Raw genomic sequence first — 2145 nt, forward strand, 5'->3', positions numbered from 1 at the left:
GCCCGGCGGCGGGGACGCGGCGGCGGGTCGCGGTCGACGGCAAGACCCTGCGCGGCTCCCGCACCAGCGAGGCCACCGGTCGGCATCTGCTCGCCGCGTTCGACCATCACACCGGTGTCGTGCNCGGCCAGGTCGCGGTGGACGCGAAGACGAACGAGATCCCCGCGCNGCCGGTCCTGCTCACCGGCCTCGACCTGACCGGTGTGACGGCACGGATCGACTACTTCAATGACCCGAACGCCCCCAAGGCCAACAGCGTCGTCCCGTCCGTGACCGCCGTCGTCACCGACGAGGCCGGGCGCATCCTCCTGGTCCACAAGACCGACAACAACCTGTGGGCCCTGCCGGGCGGCGGCATGGATCTCGGCGAGTCCATCACTGACGCCGCCGTCCGCGAGACCAAGGAAGAGACCGGCATCGACATCGAGGTGACCGGACTCATCGGGGTCTACACCAACCCCAGGCACGTCCTGGCCTACGACGACGGCGAGGTCCGCCAGCAGTTCTCGCTCTGCTTCACCACCCGCAATCTCGGCGGCCAGCTACGCACCTCTAGCGAGACGAAAGAGGTCAAGTTCGTCGCGACAGAGGACCTGGACGGGCTGAACATCCACCCGTCGATGCGACTCCGCATCGATCACTACCTGGAGAACCGGGCCACGCCCTACCTTGGCTGAACCGCCACGAGCCGTGTGGCCGTTCGCTCCACAGTGGCTTGCAGCTCCGGTCGCGCCCGGGTGATCGACCGGTGGACGATCGAGCCGTCGCCGTAGCGGGACAGGATCTCCGCGATCCGTTCATCGAAGGTGAAGCGTTGGCCCTGTGGGCCGGTCGTCATGTCCGCGGCGCACAGCGCGTCCATCACCGGCGACACCTCCAGCTCCCACGCGGAGAGCTCCGCCGTCAGCCCCCGTTCCTCGGCTTCGTACCGAGCGCAGGAGTGGTGCGCGACCAGGGCGCACAGCCGCTTCGGGGCTTCCTGGGATTCGAGGAACCGGGCCCCGTCCACGGGGTGGAACCGTAGGTGACCGATCGGCGGGGCGTACCCGATGTCATGCAGCCAGGCCGCCGCGACGAGCAGGTCACGCTCTTCCGGATCGACGACCGCAGACACCTCACGAGCAGCCGCCGCCACGGCCTGCACATGCCGCCATCGATCCNCCAACGGGGTCAACAGCTCGCTCGCCAACCGCTCAGCAACCGCTACCTCCACCCGATCACGGTACGGCGAGCACCACCAAGCCGTCAGCGAGAGCCCGAGACTGCCGAATTGCCCCAGTTAGGATCAAGCATCCGCGACGGTGGCGCGCAACGGCTGCGCGTGGCGCTGGCGCGCCATGCTCGCCGACGCGCCACCGAACGGATCGATTTTTCGCCATCGAGTAGATCAGCCGAAAGATTGACATAGAAGGGAGCCGCTCGTCTAGTGGACNGCTTGTCGCCAAGCGCCTTGATGGAGGTCACATCCTCGATGCTCGGCCTGTCGTCGACATTCTCCGAAAAAGAGCGTCTCTGGCAATCTTCCATCCGAGACCGCGGGTTTGAAACACCTCAGGACACGGTCGAGGGCGTCGTCTCCGAACTGTCGTCGGCGGAGCGCGGCCCCGGAGTCTCCCTGCTATGGCCGCGAAAGTTAGAGATTCTAGTACAGGAAGAACGTTCGGCGAGATTTCGACATCCCGCCCTCATGCGGGGACGCACGATCGATTTAGCCGATACCACAGGCGGATATTCCTATCGCCTAGGTGAACCGAGTGACACATTCATGGCTTGGCGAATACAAGAACCCGGAAGAGAGCCGGAAGCAACATTTGACGAGCTTAAGCGCCTGGGGTTGAGATCCTACTTCCCCACCGACCTCGAAGGAACAATATTCGACGGCCTTAGATACTCACTTCGCTACCTCACCATTACCGTCACTAGTAAGAGCACGACTTCGGCGGAAAAGTTGGCACAGCTAGGAGACTCCGCCCTGTTTCAGCTTGCATATAACCTCAACATTGCGTGTGCGCCAGTAGCCGAATTCGAGGATCTGGCGAGCCGGAGGCCGCGAGCCACTGGTCGACGCAGAGTTACAACCAAAGACATCGAGGCACCACGCCTCACATACAATACTAAATAGAACGAAAGTAACTGGACACGGAT

2 protein-coding genes and 2 pseudogenes are annotated in these 2145 nt (G+C 63.7%); 3 read left to right on the forward strand and 1 reads right to left on the reverse strand.

All coding sequences use genetic code 11. From position 1 onward, the window contains the following. The 3 genes and pseudogenes from UG55_RS45885 to UG55_RS26695 form a co-directional block, all read left to right on the forward strand. Positions 1–123, forward strand: a pseudogene (locus UG55_RS45885) (ISAs1 family transposase); the annotation flags it as partial. 1 nt (position 124) lies between these two features. Next, positions 125–168 (forward strand): annotated as a pseudogene (locus UG55_RS44940) (hypothetical protein); the annotation flags it as partial. Between the two features lie 35 nt (positions 169–203). Then, positions 204–677 (forward strand): NUDIX domain-containing protein, encoded by a 474-nt coding sequence (locus UG55_RS26695; protein ID WP_066074722.1) that lies wholly within the window; start codon positions 204–206, stop codon positions 675–677. Here the strand turns inward: UG55_RS26695 and UG55_RS26700 are convergent. Further along, the coding region (locus tag UG55_RS26700; RefSeq protein ID WP_396231033.1) for an HD domain-containing protein at positions 665–1160 on the reverse strand (496 nt) is incomplete at its 5' end. The two genes, UG55_RS26695 and UG55_RS26700, sit on opposite strands and share 13 nt — an antisense overlap. Positions 1161–2145: the final 985 nt, after the last annotated feature.

Source organism: Frankia sp. EI5c (assembly GCF_001636565.1).
Lineage (GTDB): Bacteria > Actinomycetota > Actinomycetes > Frankiales > Frankiaceae > Parafrankia.